Here is a 19774-nt window from a genome sequence, read left to right as displayed (position 1 = left end):
GGCACCGTGCCGCACGCCGCACCCGAGGAGAGAGCTGATGGCGTCGATCACCCTCAAGGACATCGTCAAGCGCTACGGCGACGGGTTTCTCGCCGTGGACAACGTGAACCTCGACATCGCGGACGGCGAGTTCGTCATCCTCGTCGGGCCGTCGGGCTCGGGGAAGTCGACCGTCCTGCGCATGATCGTCGGGCTCGAGGACATCACGGCGGGCGAGCTCGAGATCGACGGCGTGCGCGTCAACGAGAAGGCGCCGCGCGAGCGCGACCTCGCGATGGTGTTCCAGAACTACGCGCTGTACCCGCACCTCACGGTCGCGGAGAACATCGCGTTCCCGCTGCGCCTCGCGAAGGGCAAGCACAGCGAGGAGGAGATCCGGGGGAAGGTCGAGCGCGCGGCCGACATGCTCGACCTGCGCGAGCACCTCGACCGCAAGCCGGCGAACCTCTCGGGCGGCCAGCGGCAGCGCGTCGCGATGGGCCGGGCGATCGTGCGCGACGCGAAGGCGTTCCTCTTCGACGAGCCGCTGTCGAACCTCGACGCCAAGCTGCGCGGCCAGACCCGCACCGAGATCGCGCGCCTCCAGCGCCGCCTCGGCACGACGACCGTCTACGTCACGCACGACCAGACCGAGGCGATGACCCTCGGCGACCGCGTCGCCGTCCTTCGCCGCGGCGTGCTCCAGCAGGTCGCGAGCCCGCGCGGCCTCTACGAGCAGCCGGTCAACCTGTTCGTCGCGGGGTTCATCGGCACGCCGCCCATGAACTTCCTGCCGGGCGAGGTCTCGGGCGGGAAGATCACGCTGCCCTTCGGCGAGTTCGACATGCCGGAGAGCATCGCGACGGCCGTCGGAGACCGCGGCCTGGTGATCGTCGGCCTGCGGCCCGAGCACTTCGAGGACGCGCGGCTCGTCGACCCGGCGAAGAAGGACCGGGGCCACACGTTCGAGGCGCAGATCGACGTCACCGAGTGGCTCGGCGCGGAGCTCTACGCCTACGTCCCGTTCGAGATGCACGAGTCCGTGAAGGGCCAGCTCGACGAGCTGGACCGCGAGCTCGACGGCGAGGGCGTGCGCACGCAGTTCGTCGTGGCGCTCGACTCGGCCTCGCGGGCGCGCGACGGCGACGTGACCGACCTGTGGTTCGACCCGACGAAGATGATGATCTTCGACCCGGAGACGAGCGAGAACCTCACGCGCGACGACGCGGAGGCGGAGCGCATCGAGCAGGAGAACGTCGAGGACCGCAAGCGGTCGCTCGAGCGGGCGCAGAAGCAGGACGCGCAGGTCTGACACGGGTCTCGGCCGCCCGGGCAGTCGCCCGGGCGGCCGAGCCGTGTCCGGGCTCGTGGACGGGCCTCCGCACGGTGCGCCGGCTCAGGCGGAGGTGAGCTCCGCGCGTCGCGGCGGGTTGGCCCCGGCGCGCGAGACGGTGACGGCGGCGACCGCGACGCAGCGGCGCAGCACGTCCGCGAGCACCGCGGCGTCGATCGCGCGCAGCGCCTCGCGCCGGTCCGCGCCGAGCAGGCCGGCGTCCCACAGCCCGTCGAGGAGCGCACCCATGAACGAGTCGCCCGCGCCGACGGTGTCGACGACCTCGACGCGCGGGGCCGTCACGCGCTGCTCGCCCGTCGCGGTGACGGCGACCGCTCCCTCGCCGCCGAACGTCACGACGACGAGCGCCGGGCCCAGGGCGAGCCACTCGCGCGCGACCGCGACCGGGTCCGCGCCCGGCACGAGCCACGCCACGTCCTCGTCGCTCACCTTGACGACGTCGGCGAGCGCGACGAGCGCCTCGATGCGGGTGCGCGCGTCGGCGGGGTCGCCCATGAGAGCGGGCCGGGCGTTGGGGTCGTAGGTGATCGTCGCGGTGTCGCGCGCCGCGGCGACGAGCGCTCGGACGTCGGACGCGCCGGGCTCCAGCACGGCGGCGATGGAGCCCGTGTGGACGGCGAGCGTGCCGGCGTCGGGAGCCGTGCCCGCCGGGACGCGCCACTCCAGGTCGAACTCGTACGTGGCCGCCCCGTGCGCGTCGAGGTGCGCGGTGGCGACGCTCGTCGTGGGGGCGTCGGTGCTGCCGGCCGTGAGGGTCACGGCGGAGTCGTCGAGCCACGCCCGTACCGCCTCGCCGCGCGCGTTTTGCCCGAGCCACGTGGCGAGCCGGGCGTCGCGACCGAGGCGCCCGAGCGTGAGCGCGACGTTCGCGAGGCTGCCCCCGGGGTGCTCCGCGACGCTGCCGTCCGCGCGGTGCACGACGTCGACGAGCGCCTCGCCGACGACGAGGACGTGCTCGGTGGGCGCCGCGGCGGCGGGGTGGGCGGGGTCCGTGCTGGTGCTCATGCGTCGTCTCCGGTCGGGTCGTCGGGGTCGGTCGTGCCGCGTGCCGGCGCCTCGTCCTGCGCGCGCGCCGCGTCGAGGCGGGCGCGTGCGCCGTCGAGCCACTCCTGGCAGCGCGCGGCGAGCGCCTCGCCCCGCTCCCAGAGCGCGAGCGAGTCCTCGAGCGGCTCGCCCCCGGCCTCGAGCCGGGCGACGACCTGCACGAGCTCGTCGCGCGCCTGCTCGTAGGAGAGCGTCGACACGTCGGGCGTGACAGCGTTGTCAAAGGAAGTCACGGCAGTATTCAACCCCATCTGTGCGTTGTGGCCCGACCGGTCGTCCGGCGGGCGGTCGGGAACCGGCGCGGGCGCGTCACGACGCCTCCCGGCCGGGAGCGGGTCCGTTGTCGTGCGTGCCGGTGACCGCCGCGTCCAGCGCGCCGTGCGCGAGTCGCACGCGCACCACGTCGCCCGTCGCGACGTCGGCGGGGGAGCGGACCACGTGCCCGTCCGCCCGCTGCACGACGGCGTACCCCCGCTCGAGCGTCGAGGCCGGGGACAGGGCCCGCACCTGGGCCTCGAGCCGGCCGACCTCGCCCGCCGCGCGCACGAGCCGCGCGTCGAGCGCCCGGCGTGCCCGGTCCCGCAGCGCGCCGACCCGCTCCTGCCGGTCCGTGAGCATCCGCCCGGGGTCGGCGAGCACGGGCCGGGACCGCAGCGCGTCGAGCCCCGCCTGCTCGCGGGACACGCGCCCCGCGATCGCGCTGCGCAGGCGCTGACGGCCCTGCGCCACGCGGGCGCGCTCCTCCGTCACGTCGGGCACCACCCGCTTGGCCGCTGCCGTCGGGGTGGAGGCGCGGTAGTCCGCGACCAGGTCGAGGAGCGGGCAGTCGGTCTCGTGGCCGATCGCGCTCACGAGGGGCGTGCGGCACGCCGCCGCGACGCGCACGAGCGCCTCGTTCGAGAAGGGCAGGAGGTCCTCGACGGCGCCCCCGCCGCGCGCGACGACGATGACCTCCACCTCCGGGTCCGCGTCGAGCGCGCGGATCGCGTCGCCCACCTGCTGCACCGCGTGCGCGCCCTGGACGGCCACCTCGCGGATCTCGAACCGGACCTGGGGCCAGCGGGCGCGAGCGTTGACCACCACGTCGTGCTCCGCCTTGGACTCGCGCCCGCACACCAGCCCCACGACGGCCGGGAGGAACGGCAGGGGCCGCTTGCGGTCGGCGTCGAACAGGCCCTCCGCCGCGAGCACGCGCTTGAGGTGCTCGATCCGCGCGAGCAGCTCGCCCACCCCGACGGGGCGGATCTCGCGCGCCTGGAGCTGGAGCGTGCCGCGCCGCGTCCAGAACACCGGCTTCGCGTGCACGACGACGTGCGCGCCCTCCTCCACCGGCGTGCCCTGCAGCACGCGGGACGCCGCCGACACCGGGAGCGACATGTCGAGGTCCGTGTCGCGCAGCGTGAGGAACGCCGTCGACGTGCCCGGGCGCCGGTTGAGCTGGACCACCTGGCCCTCGACCCAGACCGGCGCCATCCGCTCGACGTACTGCTCGATCTTGCGCGACAGGAGCCGGACCGGCCACGGGTGCTCCGCGCTCGTCTCGAGCGCGCGCGCCGGGAGGGGGCCGCGTGCCGCCGGACCGGCGGACGCGGCACCCGGGCGGGGGGCGTCGTCGGGCAGCGGGAGGGAGGCGGTCACGGGACCAGCCTGCCGCACCCCACCCACGCCCACCCAACGCGCCGCGATGCCGAGCACGCCGCCGAGCACGCCGACGAGCGCGCCGGCCGAGCGGTCAGGGCGCGAGCAGGTCGACGGTGACGAGCCGGTAGCCCTGCGCGCGCAGGTCGTCGACGATCCCGGGCACGGCGTCGACGGTCGAGGCGTGGATGTCGTGCATGAGCACCACGCTGCCCGGACGCGCGCCCTCCACCGCGCGGCGACGGGTCTCCGCGGCGTCGCGCGTCTTCCAGTCGAGCGTGTCCAGGTTCCACAGCACCACCTGGAGCCCGGAGCGGAGCGCGACCGACCGCACGCGGTCGTCCACGTCGCCGTACGGGGGCCGCAGGAGCGTCGGGGTGATCCCCGCGGCGCTCTCGATCGCCTCCTGGGTGCGCGTGAGCTCGTCGCGGACGGCGTCGTCGTCGAGGGTCGTGAGCTGCGGGTGGTCCCAGGTGTGGTTCGCGAGCAGGTGGCCGGCGGCCGCCGTGTCGCGCACGACGTCGGGCCGCTGCTCGACGTTGCTCCCGACGAGGAAGAACGTCGCCGAGACGTGCTTCTCCGCGAGCACCTGCAGGAGCCGCTCGGTGTCGGGCCCCGGGCCGTCGTCGAACGTGAGCGCCACGCACCGCTCGACCGCGCAGTCCACTCCCGTCGCCCGCGCCTGGTCGCGCCGCTGGGCGAGCTGGAGCGCCAGCCGGTCCGACCAGACGGCCTCCGTCGCCGCGAGCACCGCGTCGCGCAGCGCCACGGTCTCGGCGACCGGGGCGCCGCCCGGGCCGGCGTCGAGCGTCGTCGTCGCCTGCGCCAGCAGCCCGTCGAGCGTCGTGCGCGTGCCCTCGTCCGTGACGAGCCCGGCCGACTCCGTGAGGACGGGCCGACCCTCGGCCGCCGCCGCGTCGAGGCCGTCGTACGCCCACTGCCGCTGCGCGGTCGCGACGGGCTCCGCCGCCTCGACGACGGCGGTGGCGGCCTCGTCCAGGGCGTCCGCCGTGGGCTCGGAGCCCGTCACGACCTCGACGTGGACGGCGGGGCGCGAGCCCGGGTGCAAGGGGTTCGGGCGGGACAGCGCGTCCACGGTGCGGTCCTCCTCCGGGTAGGCCACCGGGGTCGTACGGAGCGCGGTGGCCTCCTGGAGCGCCGCGGCCAGGGGCTCGCGCACTGCCGGGTCGTCCACCTGGCCCTCGCTCGCGGCGAGCAGCGCCGCGCCCGCCACCTCGGCGGCGCTCGTCCGGACGAGCCGCGTGAGGTACGCGGCCTCGGCCTGCGCACGGCCGTCCGCCGCGTCCTGCGTCACGCGCGCGACGTCGGCGTCGTAGCGCTCGACCGCGGCGACCCAGGCGCGGTGCTCCAGCGTCCCGACGACCACCACGGCCGCCGCGACGACGACGAGCAGCAGCGGGACGAGCCACCACCACACCCGGCGGCGCCGTCGGGGCGCGTCGGGGTCGGGTGACGTCGTGCCGCCCGGGTCGTCGCTCATGCCCTCGATCTTGCGGGGCGGCGGCACGGACGTCGACCCGGCGCGCCCGGCGTGCGGCCGACCACGCAGACCGCGCGCGGCGCCTGCGGAGGGTCTGTGTGCTCCTCGCGCGCGGCTCGTGACGACGTCGAGGTCGGGCGGTGGGTGACCGGCCTCACCGGGGTCGGGAGACCGCCGCTCGCCTAGACTCGGGAGCGTGAGCGTCCTCCCCGCCGGCTCGTCCGCGTCCCCGACCGACCGCCCCGTCGCGACCCCTGCCGCCGACGGGACCCGCAAGCGCGTCCTGCTGGCGGCGCCGCGCGGCTACTGCGCGGGCGTCGACCGCGCCGTCGTCGCGGTCGAGAAGGCGCTCGAGCACTACGGCGCGCCGGTCTACGTGCGCAAGGAGATCGTGCACAACAAGTTCGTCGTCGAGACGCTCAGCGAGCGCGGCGCGATCTTCGTCGACGAGACCGACGAGGTGCCGGAGGGCGCGCGCGTCGTGTTCTCCGCCCATGGCGTGTCCCCCGCCGTGAAGGCGGCCGCGGCCGCGCGCAACCTCGACACGATCGACGCCACGTGCCCGCTCGTGACGAAGGTGCACAAGGAGGCCGTGCGCTTCGCCAAGGACGACTACGACATCCTGCTCATCGGCCACACGGGTCACGAGGAGGTCGAGGGCACCGCGGGGGAGGCCCCCGACCACGTGCAGGTCGTCGACTCGCCCGACCACGTGGACGACGTCGTGGTCCGCGACCCGGACAAGGTCGTGTGGATCTCCCAGACGACGCTCTCCGTCGACGAGACGATGGAGACGGTCCGACGCCTGCGGGAGAAGTTCCCGACCCTCCAGGACCCGCCGAGCGACGACATCTGCTACGCGACGCAGAACCGCCAGGTCGCGGTGAAGAAGCTCGCTCCCGACGCCGACGTGGTCATCGTCGTCGGCTCGGCGAACTCGTCCAACTCGGTGCGCCTCGTCGAGGTCGCGCTCCAGGCGGGGGCCGGGGCGTCGTACCGCGTCGACCACGCGAAGGAGATCGACCCGACCTGGCTCGACGGCGCGACGACCGTGGGCGTGACCTCGGGTGCGTCCGTGCCGGAGATCCTCGTGGACGACGTGCTCGCCTACCTCGCGGAGCGCGGGTTCGGCGCGGTCGAGGAGGTCCGCACGGCGACGGAGGACCTGATGTTCTCGCTGCCGCGCGAGCTGCGCGCCGACCTCAAGGGCTCGACGGCCGACGGCGGGCGCCCCGCCCGCGGCGGCCGCACCTCGCTCTCCGTGCAGCCCGTCTGACGCCCTGCGCCGGAGCCTTTACGTCCGTGGGCCACGGGGGAGCGGTCAGGCGCTCGCCCCGCCGGCCGACGGCTCACGCCGGGGCTCGTCGCGGTCGTCGGGGCGCTCGTCGATCGCGACCACGGACTCGTTGACGGACGCGAGCAGCTCGGGCGCGCTCACCGCGCTGAGCTGCGGGTTCACCGTCGGGGGCGTCGTCAGCTCGTCGTCGACCACGTGCAGGTCCGCGAACCGCCGCGCGCTGACGAGCACGCGCGTCTCGAGCGAGCCGACGGTCCGGTTGTAGGAGTCCGCGGCGCTCTGGAGCTGGCGCCCGAGCTTCGCCAGGTGCGACCCCATGACCGCCAGCCGCCCGTGGAGCTCCTTGCCGAGCGTGAGGACCTGCTGCGCGTTCGTCGCGAGGGCGTCCTGCCGCCACGCGTAGGCGATCGTCCGCAGCATCGCGACCATCGTCATGGGCGTCGCGATGACGACGTTCTTCGACACCGCGTGCTCGAGGAGCGACGGGTCCTGCTCGACCGCGGCCGAGAGGAACGACTCCGCCGGGACGAACATGACGACGAACTCCGGCGCGGGGCCGAACTGGTCCCAGTAGCGCTTGGCGCCGAGGTCGTCGACGTGCTTGCGCATGTGGCGGGCGTGCGCGGCCAGGCGGTCCGCGCGCACGGCCGGGTCGGTGGCGCCCTGGGCGTCGAGGTAGCCGAGGAACGCGACCTTCGCGTCGACCACGACCTGCTTGCCGCCCGCGAGCCGCACGACCATGTCCGGGCGCAGCGCGCCGTCGTCGGTCGCGACCTGGTCCTGCTCGACGAAGTCGACGTGGGGGAGCATGCCCGCCGCCTCGACGACGCGCCGGAGCTGGAGCTCGCCCCACGCGCCGCGCACCTGCGACGACCGCAGGGCCGTCACGAGCTGCGACGTCTCGGCGCGCAGCAGCTCGGACGCGTCGCGCACCCCGCGCACCTGCTCCGTGAGGCTCCCGTGCGCGGCGAGGCGGGCGCGCTCGGCCTCGGCGACCTCCGCGCGCACCTTCTCCAGCGCCCCGGCGAGCGGCTCGACCAGGTGGCGCACGGCCTCCTCGCGGCGCGCGAGCTCGGCCGCCCCCTGCTCCTGGCTGCGTCGCATGCGCTCCTCCGCCTGCACGAGGAACTGCTCCGTGCCCGCGGCGAGCACCTTGCGCGAGAGCGCCTCGAACTGGGCCTCGAGCCGCCGGTGGTCGCCCTGGATCTCCGCGACGCGGCGCTCGGCCGCGGCCCGCAGCTCCGCGAGCTGCTGCTCGTGGGTGGCCCGGGCGAGGTCGAGCCGCTCGTCGGCGCTGCGCTGGGCTGCGCCGAGCTGGCGCGCGAAGCCCTCCCGCTCCGCCTCGAGCCGCTCGGCGAGGCCCGCGCCGCGCGCGGCGTCCTGCTGCGCCTGGCCCAGGAGCTGGGTGAGACGGCGGACCTCCGCGGCCGCGGCGTCGGGCGAGGCGCGGCGCACCGCGAGCACGAGCGCGGCGCCGACCACCAGCCCCAGCACGAGTCCGACGGCGAAGAGCAACCATCCCGAGGAGTCCATGGCCGCACCCTCCCACGGGGCACCGACAGCACGGCCGGTCGGCGCGCGGGACGGACGTCGTCGCGCAGGTCGTGACAAAAGGCACCGCCGTGCGCCCGGGGGCTCCGCTACCTTGGCGGCATGGTCGATCCCCACCCCGTGCCACCCGTCGCGCCCTCCGGCGCGCCCGCCCCCGGCCTCGCGCCGGGCGTCGCGCCCGACCCCCGGCCCACGGCTCCCCCCGGGCAGCCTGCGCCCCCGGACCCCACCGCCGCGCTGTCACTGCGCGCGCTGTGGAAGCGCTTCGGGGAGAAGATCGCGGTCGCCGGCATCGACCTGGACGTCCCGGCCGGCTCGTTCTACGGCCTCGTGGGCCCCAACGGCGCCGGCAAGACGACGACGCTCTCCATGGCGACGGGCCTCCTGCGGCCCGACGCCGGCTCCGCGCACGTCCACGGGACGGACCTGTGGGCCGACCCGGCCGCGGGCAAGCGCCAGCTCGGCGTCCTGCCCGACGGCGTCCGCCTCTTCGACCGCCTCACCGGCGCCCAGCTCGTCACCTACGCGGGCCTGCTGCGCGGCATGGACCGCGACACGGTGGCCGAGCGCACCACGGAGCTGCTCGCGGCCCTCGACCTCGCGAAGGACGCCAACACGTTCGTCGTCGACTACTCCGCGGGCATGACGAAGAAGATCGCGCTCGCGACCGCGCTCATCCACGCGCCGCGCACGCTCGTGCTCGACGAGCCGTTCGAGGCCGTCGACCCGGTCTCCGCGGCGAACATCCGCGACATCCTGGCCGGCTACGTCGCCAGCGGCGGGACGGTCGTGGTGTCGTCGCACGTCATGGACCTCGTCCAGCGCATGTGCGACCACGTGGCGGTCGTCGCGGGCGGGCACGTGCTCGCCGCGGGCACCGTCGACGCGGTGCGCGGCGACCAGAGCCTCGAGGACCGGTTCGTCGAGCTCGTGGGCGGTCGGCAGAGCACGGAGGGTCTCGCGTGGTTGCGCAGTTCGTAAGGCTCAAGCTCACGCTCATGGGGAACTCGTTCCGCCGGAGCGTGTGGCAGACCATCGGCTTCGTCGTCGGCGTCCTCTACGGGTCGTTCGTCGTCGGGATGCTCGTCGTCGGGATGGTCGTCCTCGGCACCGAGGACGCCGCGCTCGCGGGGTCGATCACGATCCTCGCCGGGGCGCTCGCCGTCCTCGGGTGGTGGGTGATCCCGCTCTTCGCGTTCGGCGTGGACGCGACCCTCGACCCGCAGCGCTTCGTGCTGTTCGGCATCCCGCAGCGCCGGCTACTCGCGGGCCTCGCCGTCGCGGGCGTCGTCTCGATCCCGGGCATCGTCACGGCCCTCGCGGCGCTCGGCGCGTCGTTCGCGTGGTGGCGCACGCCCCTCGCGGTCCTCGCCGCGCTCGTGGGCGCCGTCGTCGCGGTCGCGCTGTGCGTCGTCGGCTCGCGCGCGACGACGACGGCGCTCGCGCCCCTGCTCGAGTCGCGGCGCTACCGCGAGGTCGTGACGATCGCCGCGTTCGTGCCGCTCGTCCTCATCGGGCCCGCGTTCGCGTGGCTGGGGTCCCAGCTGGGCGAGGGCCCGGTCGACGGCGACGCGGTGCGCGGCATGGTGACGAGCCTCGCCGACGTCGCGGCCTGGACGCCCTTCGGCGCGCCGTGGGGCCTCGGCGCCGCGGTGCACGACGGCGCGTGGGGCCTCGCGCTGGCGCGGCTCGTCGTCGCGCTGGCGACCCTCGCGGTCGCGTGGGTCGTGTGGGACAAGTCGCTCGCCCGCGCCCTCGTCACGCCGCCCACCTCCGGCGGGGGCGGCCGTGCCAAGGGCCTCGGTTTCTTCTCACGCTTCCCCGCGACGCCCACGGGCGCCGTCGCGGCACGCACGGCCACCTACTGGCTGCGCGACCCGCGCTACTCCGGGTCGATCGCGGTCGTCCCGCTCATCCCCGTCGTGCTGCTCGTCGTCGGTGGCGGCAGCGGCTCGGCGATCTTCCTCGCGCTCGCACCCTTCACGGCATGGATCCTCGGGTTCTCCATCTCGGCAGACATCGCCTACGACCACACCGCGTTCGCGCTCCACGTGTCGTCGGGCGTGCCGGGGCGGGCGGACCGCTGGGGGCGGGCGCTCCCCGTGCTCGTCGCCGGCGGGGCCGTGACCCTCCTCTTCGCGCTGGTCTCCGTCGCGGTGGCCGGGCGCTGGGACGCGCTGCCCGCGCTGCTCGGTCTCACCGCGGGCACGCTGCTCACCTCGACGGGCATCTCGAGCGCGACGTCGGCGCGCCTGCTCTACCCGGTGCCCAAGCCGGGCGACAGCCCGTTCAAGCAGCCGCAGGGCGCCGCGATGGCCACCCTCGCCGCCCAGACGGTCGCGATGCTCCTCGTCCTGGCGCTGTCGCTCCCGTTCCTCGTCCCGGGCGTCATCGCGATCGTCGCCGACCTGCCCGTGCTCGGGTGGGTCACCCTCGCGGTCGGCGTGGTCGTGGGTGCCGTGGTCCTCGTGATCGGCGTGCGGTGGGGCGCCCGCACCTACGACCGCCGGGCGCCCGAGCTCCTCCAGCGCGTGCTGTCGTACGCCTGACGCGCGGGCCGGGACCGCGCGTGGCGGTCCCGGCCCGTAGACTCGGCCGACGTGGCACTCACTATCGGCATCGTCGGCCTGCCCAACGTCGGCAAGTCCACCCTCTTCAACGCCCTGACGCGCAACCAGGTCCTCGCCGCGAACTACCCGTTCGCGACGATCGACCCCAACGTCGGCGTCGTGTCCCTCCCGGACCCGCGCCTCGACAAGCTCGCGGAGATCTTCGGCAGCCAGCGCGTCCTGCCCGCCACGGTGTCGTTCGTCGACATCGCGGGCATCGTCAAGGGCGCGAGCGAGGGGGAGGGGCTCGGCAACAAGTTCCTCGCGAACATCCGCGAGGCCGACGCCATCTGCCAGGTGACGCGCGCGTTCTCCGACCCGGACGTCGTCCGCGTCGAGGGCTCGACGGACGCCGAGGGCGACATCGAGACGATCAGCACCGAGCTGATCCTCGCCGACCTGCAGACGCTCGAGAAGACGGTCCCGCGCCTCGAGAAGGAGGTCCGGATCAAGAAGGGCGACGCCGCCCTGCTCGACGCGGCCCAGAAGGCGCAGGCGGTCCTCGAGGCCGGCACGACCCTCTTCCAGGGCGCCGCCGCCGCGGGCCTCGACCTCGCGGACGTCGCGAGCCTGCAGCTCCTCACGGCGAAGCCGTTCATCTACGTGTTCAACACCGACGACGCGGGCCTCGCCGACGAGGACCTCCAGGCGCGGCTGCGTGCGCTCGTCGCGCCCGCACAGGCGATCTTCCTCGACGCCAAGTTCGAGTCCGAGCTCGTCGAGCTCGAGCCCGACGAGGCGAAGGAGATGCTCGCGGAGTCGGGCCAGGCCGAGGCCGGGCTCGACCAGCTCGCGCGCGTCGGCTTCGACACGCTCGGCCTGCAGACCTACCTCACCGCCGGGCCCAAGGAGGCGCGCGCGTGGACGATCCGCAAGGGGTGGACGGCGCCCCAGGCGGCCGGGGTCATCCACACCGACTTCGAGCGCGGCTTCATCAAGGCGGAGGTCGTCTCGTTCGAGGACCTCGTCGAGACCGGTTCGGTCGCCGCGGCGCGTGCCGCGGGCAAGGCGCGCGTCGAGGGCAAGGACTACGTCATGGCCGACGGCGACGTGGTGGAGTTCCGCTTCAACGTCTGAGACGCAGGTCACAGCCCTGGGCGCCCGCCGCATCGTGAGACGCGGCGGGCGCCCGTGCGTCCGGGCCCGGACGTTTCGCGCGTGTTTCCCCGCCGTCGCGGCCCGGAAACGCGCCCGTACCGGCCAGTATCAACTCGGTAACGATCACCTGCCGCAACCGGGCAAGGGGGAGATCCTTCGCAACTTGCTAGGTAGCGTGGCCTCAAACCGTGGTGGGCATGCCCGTCCACGCGCGCCGACCCCCGGGCGAGCGCGCGAGCGACGGGGCGGCCGAGGGGCGATCGACGCCCGCTCGTCCGCGCCCACCATCCCTTGGAGGAGGAACATTGAAGATCAGGCGCACGAGTGCCGCCCTGGCCGTGACGGTCACGGGGGCGCTGCTGTTCTCGGCGTGCAGCGGCACGTCGGGTGAGGGCGAGACCGACGGCGGCGACGACGCGGGCATCAACACCGCGACCGCCGTCACCGTCGCGTGGGAGGCTCCGCTCAACGAGCTCAACCTGAGCTCCCAGAACGGCAACGCGACGCAGAACGCCGTCATCAACTACATGCTCAACTCGGGCTTCAGCTACTACGACGCCGACCTGAACATCGTCAAGGACGAGTCGTTCGGCACGTACGAGAAGCTCTCGGACGACCCGCTGACGGTGAAGTACACGTTCGGCGACGACACCAAGTGGTCGGACGGCACGCCGGTCGACGCGACGGAGATCCTGCTGGACTGGGCCGGTCAGTCCGGCAAGTTCAACACGGTCGAGGCCCAGACGGACGAAGAGGGCAACGTCACGAACCAGGCCGAGGTGGACGCCGGTGTCTACTTCGACGGCTCGGACCCGGGCGTCGCGCTCATCTCGCAGAACCCCGAGATCTCGGACGACAACAAGTCGATCACCGTCGTGTACGACAAGCCGTTCGGTGACTGGGAGCTCAGCTGGACGAACGAGTTCGTCCCGGCGCACGTCGTGGGCCAGAAGGCGCTCGAGATCGAGGACCCGGAGGAGGCCAAGGCCGCCGTCCGCGACGCGATCCTCAACAACGACACCGCGGCGCTGGCGAAGATCTCGAAGTTCTGGAACGAGGGCTTCGAGTTCACCTCGCTGCCGGACGACCCGTCGCTCTACGTCTCCAACGGCGCCTACACGCTGGAGGAGTACAAGGAGAACCAGTACCTCACGCTCAAGGCGAACCCGGACTTCAAGGGCAAGAACAAGGGCTCGGTCGAGACGATCACGGTCCGGTACATCGACGACCCGATGGCCCAGGTCCAGGCGCTCGAGAACGGTGAGGTCGACCTGATCGGCCCGCAGGCCTCCGCGGACGTCCGCACGGCGCTCGAGGGCCTCGACGGCGTCGAGACCCACTCGGGCATCGAGGGCACGTACGAGCACGTCGACCTGGTCTTCCAGAACGGTGGTCCGTTCGACGCCAACACCTACGGTGGCGACGCCGAGAAGGCCAAGGCCGTGCGCCAGGCGTTCCTGCTGACGATCCCGCGCCAGACGATCGTCGACAACCTCATCAAGCCGCTGAACCCGGACGCCGAGGTGCGCAACTCGAACATCCTGCTCCCGGGATCGCCGAACTACGACCAGATGGTCGCCGAGAACGGCTCCGACTTCTACCCGCCGGCGGGTGACATCGAGAAGGCGAAGCAGCTGCTCGCCGACGCCGGCGTCGCCACCCCGGTCAAGGTGCGCTTCGCGTACAACAACGAGAACACGCGTCGCGTGAACGAGCTCGCGCTCATCACCGACACCGCGGCGCAGGCCGGCTTCGAGATCGTCGACACGGGCCGCCCGGCCGCCGAGTGGGGCACGCTCCTCGCCACCGGCCAGGACCAGTACGACGCGTCGCTCTTCGGCTGGCAGTCGACCTCGACCGCGGTCACCGAGTCGGACGCGAACTTCCGCTGGGCGCCGAACCCGGGCGTCAACAACTACGGCAAGTACAACAACCCTGCCGTGGACGCCGCGCTCGACAAGCTCCAGGTCTCGACGGACCCGGAGGAGCAGTTCCAGCTCCAGCTCGAGGTCGAGAAGAACCTCTGGGCCGACGGCTTCGGCGTGACGATCTTCCAGTTCCCCGCCATCCAGGGCTGGGACGAGAACCTGAAGGGCGTCGAGTCGATCACGATCAGCCCGACGATCTTCCACGGGTTCTGGAACTGGACGTTCGAGGGCTGAGTGCCCTGAGTCCCTGACGCGCCCTGCCGCCGCCCCGTGCGGTGGCAGGGCCGTCCAGGTGTGAGACCGGGGGTTCCGGCGGGCTGTCCGCCCGGGGCCCCCGGTCCTCGCGTGCACCCGCCCCGACGCCCAGACCCGCGGCGTCCCGGGCCCTCGGTTCACGACCACGCGAGACCCGCGCGTAGAATCGACCGGCCCCTGACCCGGGGTCCCTACCGACCAGCGAGGTAAGACCTCCGATGTTCTCCTTCATCTCGCGGCGTGTGCTGGCAGGGTTGGCGACCCTCCTCGTGTCCACGTTCGCGATGTACCTGCTCGTCGACGCCGCGATCCGGCCGTACATCTTCGCGGATCTCGAGTCGAGCACGAAGCCCAACAAGGCCCAGCTGATCGCCCAGCGCACCGCCGACCTCGATCTCGACACCCCGTCGGTGATCCGCTACTTCAAGTGGCTCGGCGACTTCGTCACCGGCGACCTCGGCACGGCCTGGCAGAGTGGCCAGTCCGTCTCGACGCTGCTCCAGGGCGCCGTCATCTCGACGATCCAGCTCGTCGCCGCCGCGACCGTCCTCGCCGTGGTCTTCGGCGTCATGGTCGGCATCGTCAGCGCGCTGCGGCAGTACAGCACCTTCGACTACCTGACGATCTTCGTCTCGTTCGTGCTCTACTCCCTCCCGGCCTTCTGGGTCGCCGTCCTGCTCAAGCAGTGGGGCGCGATCGGCTTCAACGACTTCCTCCGCGACCCGAACCTCTCGATCCTCGTGATCGTCGGCATCGGCGTGATCTCCGGCCTGCTGTGGTCCCTCGCCTTCGGCGGGACCGCGCGGCGGCGGCTCACGGTCTTCGGCCTCGGCTTCGCGGCGAGCGCGCTCGCGCTGCTCTACCTGCAGCTCTCCGGCTGGTGGGAGAAGCCGAACCTCGGCCCGGTCATCATCGTCGTCACCGGCGCCGCGCTCGCCTTCGCGATCACCGCGCTCGTCTCGGGGCTGAAGAACCGCCGCGCGCTCTATGCGTCGCTCACCACGGTCCTGATCGGGGTCGTCGTCTACTTCCCGATCCAGTCGGTCCTCAAGCAGGTCGACAACTGGTGGATCGTGCTGGTGCTCGCCGTGGTCACCGTCGGCGTCGGCATCGGGGTCGGGTACGCGTGGGGCGGCCCCGACAAGGGCGTGTCCGCGCGTGCCGCCGCCATCACCGCGTTCCTCGTCGGGTCCATGGTCTTCGTCGACAAGGTGATGTCGGTCTGGCCCGCGTACTTCGGCGCACCGGCGATCAACGGCCGGCCCATCCCGACGATCGGCAACAGCACGCCGAACCTCGGCGGCAACTTCTGGGTGCAGGTCCTCGACCAGTACACCCACCTGCTGCTCCCGACGATCGCGCTCGTGCTCATCCAGTTCGCCGGGTACACCCGCTACTCGCGCGCGAGCATGCTCGAGGTGATGAGCCAGGACTACATCCGCACGGCGCGGGCGAAGGGACTCCCCGAGCGGACCGTCGTCATGCGGCACGGGTTCCGCAACACGCTGATCCCGCTCGCGACGATCGTCCCCATCGACGTCATCACGCTCCTGGGCGGCGCCATCATCACCGAGAAGGTGTTCGCCCGGCCCGGCATGGGCCTGCTCTTCCTCAACGCGCTGCAACGCGGCGAGATCGACCCCGTCATGGCGTACCTCGTCATCGTCGCGGCCCTCGCCATCATCGCCAACATCGTGGCTGACCTCATCTACGCAGCCCTCGACCCGCGGATCCGGGTGAACGCATGACCAACACACCGAACGACGCGTCGCAGAGCGGCGCGGTCGAGAACCAGATCGAGCTGCGCGAGGTCGAGGGCCTGTCCCAGGGCCAGATCGTCCGCCGTCGCTTCTTCCACCACAAGGGCGCCGTGGTCGCGCTCATCGTGCTGATCGGCATCGTCGCGCTCGCGATCACCTCGATCGGCATCGGCGGCTGGCAGGGCTGGTACGCCTACAAGCCGTCCGGGCAGGGCTCCACGTACCCCCTGGTCAACGGGGGTGCACCGTCGGAGGCGCACATCTTCGGCCAGGACGAGGCGGGTCGCGACGTGTTCGCGCGCGTCATGCAGGGCACCCAGACCTCGCTCCTCGTGGTGCTCTCCGTCGGCGTCATCGCGACGATCGCGGGCGTGCTGGTCGGGGCGCTCTCCGGGTACTACCGCGGTCGTACCGACTCGTGGCTCATGCGGTTCACCGACCTCATCATCACGATGCCCGTCATCGTCATCGGCGCCGTGCTGGCCCTGCTCTCCGGCGGCAGCAACGCGCTCATCCTCGGGGCGTTCCTGGGGCTCGTGCTGTGGCCGCCGCTCGCGCGCCTCGTGCGCGGCGAGTTCCTCTCGCTGCGCGAGCGCGAGTTCGTCGACGCGGCCCGGGTCGCGGGCGCGAGCGACACGCGGATCATCTTCAAGCACATGCTGCCGAACGCGGTCGGCGTGATCATCGTCAACGTCACGCTGCTCATGAGCTCGGCGATCCTGCTGGAGACGGCCCTGAGCTACCTCGGCGTCGGCATCCAGGCACCGGCGACCTCGCTCGGCAAGCTCATCAGCGACTACCAGGAGGCGTTCGCGACGCGTCCGTGGCTGTTCTGGTGGCCGGGTCTGTTCATCGTCGCCATCGCGCTGTGCGTCAACTTCATCGGTGACGGCCTGCGCGACGCGTTCGACCCCCGTCAGAAGCGCATCCCCTCCGAGCGCAAGATGGCCCGCGCGAAGCGCGTCGCCCGCCCGACGGCCGCCACGGCGCCGAGCGCGACCGGCGAGGCCGGGGCCAGCTGATGACCGCCGTCGTCGCCGCCCGCCCGGGAGGTCGTGCACCTCTCGGGCGGCGCGGCGCGCCGCGGTCAGGCGGTGAGCGCCACGACCGTCCCCACCGCGAGCGCGGCCAGCACGGCGAGCTGCACGACGTGCCACGTCGAGCGCGCGCCGGGAGCTCCCTGGACCGCCCGGTCGAGGTGGCCGGCCGCCGCGAGCATCGCGTGGCGCTGCGTCACGGCGTCGGCCACGGCCTCGGCGCTCGCGCCGGTGACCACCTGCTCCTGGCCGACGGGGCGCCGTCGCGAGCTGCGCAGCCAGCGGGCCGTGCCGCTCGAGCGGGGCGCGGACCACGCGGTCACGCGTCCGCCCGCGTAGCGCACCTCGAGCGAGTAGCGGGTGTCGACGCCCTCGTACGCCGTCCACGGCACGTGCACGGTGCGCGTGACGTTGCGGACCTCGACCCCGCCGTCGGACACCTCGACGGCGGGACGCCAGAACAGCATCCAGACGAGGTACGTCACGAGCGCGGCGGGCACCAGTGCGCCGACGACCGCGCCGACGTCCCCCGTGAAGGCCGTGCTCACACCCAGGGCGACGGCGACGAGGCCCGTCGCCACCGTGAGAACTCGGCCGTACGTCGAACGGAAGACCAGCGTGGGACCCATGCGCCCATGCTCGCAGAGTCGCGGCGCCACGAGCGCCGGCTCCAGCAGGAAGGACACTGATCAGCGTGGCCATCGAGACGTCTCCCGCGGCCCCGGCCGCGCGCCAGGGCAGCCCCGTGCTGACCGTGCGCAACCTCGGCGTGGACTTCTACGTCGACAAGGCCTGGTACCCCGCGGCCGCGGACGTGAGCTACGACCTGCACTCCGGTGAGGTCCTCGCGATCGTCGGCGAGTCCGGCTCGGGCAAGTCCCAGTCGTCGCTCGCGCTGCTGGGCCTGCTCCCGCCGAACGGCCGCGCCAGCGGCTCGGCGAAGCTGGGCGACCGCGAGCTCATCGGCATGTCGCACGGCTCGCTGCGGCACGTCCGCGGCAAGGAGATCTCCATGATCTTCCAGGAGCCGATGACGGCGCTGAACCCCGTCTACACCGTGGGGTTCCAGATCGTCGAGACCATCCGGACGCACTTCAACGTCGGTCCCGCCGATGCGAAGAAGCGCGCGATCGAGCTCCTGCGGCTCGTCGAGATCCCCGAGCCGGAGCGCCGCTTCGACGCGTACCCGCACCAGCTCTCCGGCGGTCAGCGCCAGCGCGCGATGATCGCGCAGGCGCTCGCGTGCGACCCGAAGCTCCTCGTCGCCGACGAGCCGACCACGGCGCTCGACGTCACGGTCCAGGCGGAGATCCTCAAGCTCCTGCGCGACCTGCGCTACCGCGTCGACGCGGCGATCATCCTCATCACGCACGACATGGGCGTGGTCGCCGACATGGCGGACTCGATCATGGTCATGAAGGACGGCCAGGTCGTCGAGCGCGGCACGTCGGCCGAGATCTTCGGCAACCCGCAGCACCCGTACACGGTGCGCCTCCTCGAGGCCGTGCCGCACCTCGGCTCCAAGCGCGGCACGACGACCGCCACGGACCGCGTGCCCGCGGGCGCGCCGGCCCCCGAGCGGCCGCTCGTGCTCGACGCGCAGGACATGATCATCGAGTACCCGGGCCGCGGTCGGCAGGCGGCGTTCCGGGCGGTCGACGAGGTCTCGCTCCAGATCCACCAGGGCGAGGTCGTCGGCCTGGTCGGCGAGTCCGGCTCCGGCAAGACGACGATCGGCCGCGCGGCCGTGGGCCTGCTGCCCGTCACGGGCGGCTCGCTGAAGATCGTCGGGACGGACATGGTGGGCGCCCGGCCCAAGGACCTCAGGCCGCTGCGCACCGAGGTCGGCATCGTGTTCCAGGACCCGGGGTCGTCGCTCAACCCGCGCCTGCCGATCGGCGAGTCGATCGGTGAGCCGCTCATGCTGCACAAGGGCGTCAAGGGCAAGGAGCTCAGCCGCGAGGTCGAGCGCCTGCTCGACCAGGTCGAGCTTCCCCGCGCGATGCGCAACCGCTACCCGCACGAGCTCTCGGGCGGTCAGCGTCAGCGCGTCGGCATCGCCCGGGCGCTCTCGCTCGAGCCGAAGCTGCTCGTCGCGGACGAGCCGACGTCGGCCCTCGACGTGTCGGTCCAGGCGAGGGTCCTCGACCTGTTCACCGACCTGCAGCGCGAGCACGGGTTCGCGTGCCTGTTCATCTCGCACGACCTCGCGGTCGTGGAGCTCCTGTCCGACCGCATCGCCGTGATGCACAAGGGCAAGCTCGTCGAGGTGGGCGACACGTCGCAGATCGTGCACGAGCCGAAGCACGCGTACACGCAGCGCCTGCTCGCGGCCGTCCCGGTCCCGGACCCGGCCGCGCAGCGCGAGCGGCGTGCCGCTCGCGACGCCCTCCTCGAGGCCGCCGCCCGCGACATCGCGAACGACGAGGTGTCCTCGCTGGCAGACGAGGAGCGCGCGCTCGCGGCGGCGCGCGAGGACGTGGACCACGAGCGCAGCGCCCCGCCCACCGCGGGCGCCGGCTTCTGACCGCACGCTCCACGGCTCGCTGAGCCATCACGACGCCCCGGGGGCGGCCGCGCACGCGGCCGTCCCCGGGGCGTTCCGGCTGCCAGGACGGGCGCTCCGGGCGTCGGAGCCCGCGCTCCGGTTGCCGGGGTCCGCGCGTCCGACAAGCCTTGAGCCCATGAACGCCCCGCACCACGAGACGCCCCGCGAGCCAGCA

The 19774-nt window shown here is 73.1% G+C and carries 15 protein-coding genes; 9 read left to right on the top strand and 6 right to left on the bottom strand.

Translation table 11 applies throughout. The annotated features are described in order from the left end of the window. The first annotated feature begins 37 nt into the window (after positions 1–37). Positions 38–1291: an ABC transporter ATP-binding protein gene (locus tag ACZ4MO_RS04020; RefSeq protein ID WP_074809206.1), complete on the top strand. Its 1254-nt coding sequence runs from the start codon at positions 38–40 to the stop codon at positions 1289–1291. 84 nt (positions 1292–1375) lie between these two features. Here the strand turns inward: ACZ4MO_RS04020 and ACZ4MO_RS04015 are convergent, their stop codons facing one another. From ACZ4MO_RS04015 to ACZ4MO_RS04000, 4 genes are all read right to left on the bottom strand, one after another. Then, entirely contained in the window at positions 1376–2338 is a 963-nt protein-coding gene (locus tag ACZ4MO_RS04015; protein ID WP_175007999.1) for a PfkB family carbohydrate kinase, read from the bottom strand. Continuing rightward, positions 2335–2628 (bottom strand): exodeoxyribonuclease VII small subunit, encoded by a 294-nt coding sequence (locus ACZ4MO_RS04010; protein WP_175008000.1) that lies wholly within the window; start codon positions 2626–2628, stop codon positions 2335–2337. The genes ACZ4MO_RS04015 and ACZ4MO_RS04010 overlap by 4 nt, the downstream gene beginning before the upstream one ends. A gap of 58 nt (positions 2629–2686) precedes the next feature. Further along, positions 2687–3883: an exodeoxyribonuclease VII large subunit gene (xseA, locus tag ACZ4MO_RS04005; RefSeq protein WP_499278634.1), complete on the bottom strand. Its 1197-nt coding sequence runs from the start codon at positions 3881–3883 to the stop codon at positions 2687–2689. 226 nt (positions 3884–4109) lie between these two features. Beyond that, positions 4110–5516, bottom strand: a complete 1407-nt coding sequence (locus tag ACZ4MO_RS04000; protein WP_175008002.1) for a polysaccharide deacetylase family protein — start codon at positions 5514–5516, stop codon at positions 4110–4112. A 196-nt stretch (positions 5517–5712) separates the two neighbouring features. Between ACZ4MO_RS04000 and ACZ4MO_RS03995 the strand changes: the two genes are divergently transcribed. Next, complete coding sequence (locus ACZ4MO_RS03995) at positions 5713–6792, top strand: 4-hydroxy-3-methylbut-2-enyl diphosphate reductase (RefSeq protein WP_175008003.1); 1080 nt, start codon at positions 5713–5715, stop codon at positions 6790–6792. A gap of 45 nt (positions 6793–6837) precedes the next feature. Here the strand turns inward: ACZ4MO_RS03995 and ACZ4MO_RS03990 are convergent, their stop codons facing one another. After that, positions 6838–8346: a DNA recombination protein RmuC gene (locus ACZ4MO_RS03990; RefSeq protein WP_175008004.1), complete on the bottom strand. Its 1509-nt coding sequence runs from the start codon at positions 8344–8346 to the stop codon at positions 6838–6840. Between the two features lie 120 nt (positions 8347–8466). On the opposite strand from ACZ4MO_RS03990, the gene ACZ4MO_RS03985 reads away from it, so the two are divergent. From ACZ4MO_RS03985 to ACZ4MO_RS03960, 6 genes are all read left to right on the top strand, one after another. Next, positions 8467–9345, top strand: coding sequence for an ABC transporter ATP-binding protein (locus ACZ4MO_RS03985; protein ID WP_083385291.1), 879 nt, complete (start codon positions 8467–8469; stop codon positions 9343–9345). Then, the gene (locus ACZ4MO_RS03980; RefSeq protein WP_175008005.1) at positions 9327–10913 is read left to right on the top strand and encodes a hypothetical protein; all 1587 of its coding nucleotides are present in this window, start codon (positions 9327–9329) and stop codon (positions 10911–10913) included. The genes ACZ4MO_RS03985 and ACZ4MO_RS03980 overlap by 19 nt, the downstream gene beginning before the upstream one ends. A gap of 51 nt (positions 10914–10964) precedes the next feature. Beyond that, positions 10965–12050 (top strand): redox-regulated ATPase YchF, encoded by a 1086-nt coding sequence (gene ychF / locus ACZ4MO_RS03975; RefSeq protein WP_175008006.1) that lies wholly within the window; start codon positions 10965–10967, stop codon positions 12048–12050. A gap of 326 nt (positions 12051–12376) precedes the next feature. Beyond that, complete coding sequence (locus ACZ4MO_RS03970; protein WP_249355850.1) at positions 12377–14233, top strand: ABC transporter family substrate-binding protein; 1857 nt, start codon at positions 12377–12379, stop codon at positions 14231–14233. 239 nt (positions 14234–14472) lie between these two features. Next, on the top strand, positions 14473–16002 hold the full coding sequence (locus ACZ4MO_RS03965; protein WP_043654595.1) for an ABC transporter permease: 1530 nt from the start codon (positions 14473–14475) through the stop codon (positions 16000–16002). Next, positions 15999–17036 carry an ABC transporter permease subunit gene (locus ACZ4MO_RS03960; RefSeq protein WP_175008008.1) on the top strand — a complete coding sequence of 346 codons (1038 nt, stop codon included), beginning with the start codon at positions 15999–16001 and terminating at the stop codon, positions 17034–17036. Before ACZ4MO_RS03965 ends, ACZ4MO_RS03960 begins: the two co-directional genes overlap by 4 nt. Positions 17037–17101: 65 nt before the next feature. Here ACZ4MO_RS03960 and ACZ4MO_RS03955 read toward each other — a convergent pair whose 3' ends face one another. Continuing rightward, positions 17102–17680: a PH domain-containing protein gene (locus tag ACZ4MO_RS03955; protein WP_175008009.1), complete on the bottom strand. Its 579-nt coding sequence runs from the start codon at positions 17678–17680 to the stop codon at positions 17102–17104. Positions 17681–17745: 65 nt separating this feature from the next. Here ACZ4MO_RS03955 and ACZ4MO_RS03950 point away from each other — a divergent pair, with 65 nt between their 5' ends. Then, positions 17746–19578, top strand: coding sequence for an ABC transporter ATP-binding protein (locus ACZ4MO_RS03950; RefSeq protein WP_255180828.1), 1833 nt, complete (start codon positions 17746–17748; stop codon positions 19576–19578). The last annotated feature ends 196 nt before the right edge of the window (positions 19579–19774 follow it).

The sequence above is a fragment of the Sphaerisporangium cinnabarinum genome, assembly GCF_055567015.1.
Note: the sequence above shows the minus strand (reverse complement) of the source record. Positions and strands in the feature narration are given on the sequence as shown.

Coding starts and splice junctions, on each gene's coding strand:
- ACZ4MO_RS04020 (WP_074809206.1), top strand. CDS start 38: ATGGCGTCGATCACCCTCAAGGACATCGTCAAGCGCTACGGCGACGGG.
- ACZ4MO_RS04015 (WP_175007999.1), bottom strand. CDS start 2,338: ATGAGCACCAGCACGGACCCCGCCCACCCCGCCGCCGCGGCGCCCACC.
- ACZ4MO_RS04010 (WP_175008000.1), bottom strand. CDS start 2,628: ATGGGGTTGAATACTGCCGTGACTTCCTTTGACAACGCTGTCACGCCC.
- ACZ4MO_RS04000 (WP_175008002.1), bottom strand. CDS start 5,516: ATGAGCGACGACCCGGGCGGCACGACGTCACCCGACCCCGACGCGCCC.
- ACZ4MO_RS03990 (WP_175008004.1), bottom strand. CDS start 8,346: ATGGACTCCTCGGGATGGTTGCTCTTCGCCGTCGGACTCGTGCTGGGG.
- ACZ4MO_RS03985 (WP_083385291.1), top strand. CDS start 8,467: ATGGTCGATCCCCACCCCGTGCCACCCGTCGCGCCCTCCGGCGCGCCC.
- ACZ4MO_RS03965 (WP_043654595.1), top strand. CDS start 14,473: ATGTTCTCCTTCATCTCGCGGCGTGTGCTGGCAGGGTTGGCGACCCTC.
- ACZ4MO_RS03960 (WP_175008008.1), top strand. CDS start 15,999: ATGACCAACACACCGAACGACGCGTCGCAGAGCGGCGCGGTCGAGAAC.
- ACZ4MO_RS03955 (WP_175008009.1), bottom strand. CDS start 17,680: ATGGGTCCCACGCTGGTCTTCCGTTCGACGTACGGCCGAGTTCTCACG.